Annotated in this window: 3 protein-coding genes; all 3 read left to right on the plus strand. The window is 27.2% G+C overall.

Annotation, left to right across the window (positions count from 1 at the left end):
• Positions 1 to 182: 182 nt before the first annotated feature.
• The gene (locus tag J7G74_RS02195) at positions 183 to 647 is read left to right on the plus strand and encodes a dUTP diphosphatase (RefSeq protein ID WP_297131309.1); all 465 of its coding nucleotides are present in this window, start codon (positions 183 to 185) and stop codon (positions 645 to 647) included.
• 242 nt (positions 648 to 889) lie between these two features.
• Positions 890 to 1,999 (plus strand): C40 family peptidase, encoded by a 1,110-nt coding sequence (locus J7G74_RS02200; RefSeq protein ID WP_297131312.1) that lies wholly within the window; start codon positions 890 to 892, stop codon positions 1,997 to 1,999.
• Between the two features lie 169 nt (positions 2,000 to 2,168).
• The gene (locus tag J7G74_RS02205) at positions 2,169 to 2,990 is read left to right on the plus strand and encodes an HsdM family class I SAM-dependent methyltransferase (RefSeq protein ID WP_297131315.1); all 822 of its coding nucleotides are present in this window, start codon (positions 2,169 to 2,171) and stop codon (positions 2,988 to 2,990) included.
• Positions 2,991 to 3,016: the final 26 nt, after the last annotated feature.

Consider the following 3,016-nt stretch of genomic DNA (forward strand, 5'->3'; position numbering starts at 1 on the left):
GGATAATAAAACTACTCAAGTATCTGGAAATTAAATTGTTATTTGCTTACATTATGTTGAATATTATAGTAAAATAGAACATACGATTATTAATTATGGAAAAATATATTGTAAGCAATATATCAGATTAAAAATTATATTTTATATAAAATAGAAAAGTATCAGAAAGGAACAGATTATTTATGAAAATTAGAATTAAATATTTTGAAGAAGCAATTAGATTAAAAAAAATAGCTAAAGGCAATTGGATTGATGTTTATGCAAACAAAGATATGTTTGTAAAAGAAGGAGAAAGAGCTATGATTCCATTAGGATTTGCGTTAGAGCTACCACAGGGATGGGAAGGGCATTTAGCTCCAAGAAGTTCAACATTTAAAACTTGGGGGATAATTCAAACCAATTCAGTAGGTGTAGTTGATGATACATATATAGGAGATAGTGACCAATGGCATATGCCGGTATTCTGTTTACAAGGAAAAGATATAAATACTGTAGATGGAGTTGAGGAAAAGGGAACTTGGATAAAAAAAGGTGATAAAGTGGCTCAGTTTAGGATAATGGAAGTTATGCCAGAAATTGAATTAGAAGAAGTAGAAAGCTTTGGAAATGAGGATCGTGGAGGATTTGGAAGCACAGGAACAAAATAGTATATAAATATAAAAATAAGAGGTTAACTAGAAATAGTTAACCTTTTATTTTTCTCAAAATATTGGCAATTAATCATGTAAATAATGTCAAAATACTCAAACTTATAGACAAAAAGTTACATTCTTGCAATAATATTTCTATGAATGTTAGAAAGAACTATTCAAAAGTAGTCTAAGTTTAGTTCTACAATTGGAGAGGAGTTGAGTAATTTATAGTTTAAATTAAAGCTATAAATATTTTTATGACAATTAATAATAAATTTATATTAACAGGTTTAGTAGCTTCATCAGTTATGCTACACACAGGAATGAATACATCATTTGCAGAGCAAGATGCAAATACAGAATATAGAGTAATAACTGCAAATTCAGTAAACTTTAGAACTGGTCCTTCAACAAATTATTCATCAATAGGAAAATTAAATAAAGGTGATAAAGTGGAGTACATAAGTGAAAGTGGATCTTGGGTAAAAGTTAAGTTTGAAGGTAAAACAGGTTATGTATATGGTACTTATGTAGGGACATATACATCAACATCTACTAGTATAAAATACGTAACAGCATCTTCACTAAACGTAAGAAGTGGAGCATCAACAAATTATTCAGTAATAGGAACATTATCAAAAGGAGCAAAGGTAGAAGTAATATCAACATCAAATGGATGGTCGAAAATAAAATACAATGGAAGTATAGGGTATGTTTCTAGCAAATATTTAGATGAAAAAGTATCAGGAGATAATACATCAACATCTACGAGTGTAAAATATGTAACAGCATCTTCACTAAATGTAAGAAGTGGGGCATCAACAAATTATTCAGTAATAGGAACATTATCAAAAGGAACAAAAGTAGAAGTAATATCAACATCAAATGGATGGTCGAAAATAAAATATAACGGAACTATAGGATATGTTTCTAGCCAATATCTAAGTGATTCAGTAGTTGAAGATAATACTACAACTTCACCGTCTGTTACTGTGGACAAAGTAATATCTCTAGCTAAAAGTTTATTAGGAAAGCCATATGTATGGGCAGCAGAAGGACCTAATAGTTTTGACTGCTCTGGATATACTTATTATGTATTTAAAAAAGCAGCAAATACTACTATACCAAGAACTTCAGTAGCTCAAAGTAAATATGGAACATATGTAAGCAAAAGTAATCTAAAACCAGGTGACTTAGTATTTTTTGATACAAGCGGTGTAAATGATGGAAATGTAAGTCATGTTGGAATATATATAGGAAATAATGAATTTATACACTGTTCTTCGAGTAAAGGAAAAGTGATAATATCTCAGTTAAATAGTAGCTACTACTCAAAAGCTTATGTAAATGCAAGAAGAGTATTATAATAAAATTTCAAATATAATAAAAGATAACTGTTTCTAATTCTAGAAGCAGTTATTTTTTTGACATACAAAGTTTATATTTATATCTTATATGATGTATAAATATAAATTTATAGTTATACCTTAATACTTTGTTAAATTGTGATATAATTTCAACATAAGGGACATTGATTTGCGGGAGGGGAGAGCGATCGATAACTACAAAACTTCAAGATCTTATGAGGAAAGTGTGCCTCTATATGATAAAAAATTAAAGGGGATTTATTATACACCAAAGATTATAGTAAGTTATATTTTAGAAGAAATAATACTAAATCATGATATAGTAGAAAATCCAGAGCCTAGAATTTTAGATTTATCATGTGGTTGTGGTAATTTTTTATTAGAAGCTTATGATTTATTATATAAATTAATAGAAAAAAGTATGGATAAAATAAAAATTAAATATGGACAATACTATATAAAAGATATAGGTGAACATATTGTAAATAAATGTATATATGGAATTGATACAGACAAAGAAGCAATAAATATTCTAAAAAAATCTCTGATTAAAAAAGCTTTAAAAAATGGTAATGAAGAAAAGGACATATCGAAAATCAATCATAATATAATTTGTGAAGACGCTCTAAAAAAAAAATACTCCATGAAATTTAACTATATAATAGGAAATCCGCCTTATGTAGGACACAAAATGTTAGATAAAAACTATAAAAAATTTTTATTAGAGGAATATAAAGATGTTTATAGAGATAAAGCGGATTTATATTTTTGTTTTTATAAAAAATCTTTAGATGTTATTGATAAAAATGGTAAAATAGGTCTTATAACTCCTAGATATTTTTTGGAGAGTCCATCAGGAAAACCACTAAGACATTATCTTTTTGAAAATAGTATTATACATAAAATTATAGATTTAAATGGTATTAAGGTTTTTGAAAATTTGGGTGTATCGCCTTTAATCTTAATTTTTTCTAATAAAAATTTTTTATAGTTTTTATCTAACATTTTGTGTCCTAC

It is taken from the genome of Terrisporobacter sp., from assembly GCF_017888745.1.
Lineage (GTDB): Bacteria > Bacillota > Clostridia > Peptostreptococcales > Peptostreptococcaceae > Terrisporobacter.